The organism is Streptomyces sp. SID3343 (assembly GCF_009865215.1).
Lineage (GTDB): Bacteria > Actinomycetota > Actinomycetes > Streptomycetales > Streptomycetaceae > Embleya.
Window position 1 is genome coordinate 1 of the sequence record NZ_WWJX01000415.1, and the last position, 240, is coordinate 240.

Consider the following 240-nt stretch of genomic DNA (forward strand, 5'->3'; position numbering starts at 1 on the left):
AATCGTTCCATCAACCTGAGCCCGGAACAATCGGTGACATCGACGCTCGGGGCAGCCGATGGCTTGGTAAGTCCAGGATTTTCAGTTCTTGCTGGGTCGTCATCTCCTACCGTGCCTATTAATCGATGGAAAGTCCGCCAAATCAATCCATATCTCGAAACTCAAGTTTCCGTGAAGGGATTGCCTGAGGAGGTTCTCTATCAGGAATCCAGCATGCCGGGAATCAATACTAAGGGAAGA

The 240-nt window shown here is 50.0% G+C and carries 1 protein-coding gene; it reads left to right on the plus strand.

What is annotated here, in order from left to right; translation table 11 throughout:
- Positions 1 to 240: hypothetical protein (locus tag GT354_RS53925; protein ID WP_237534756.1), on the plus strand; the 240-nt coding region annotated here is incomplete at both ends.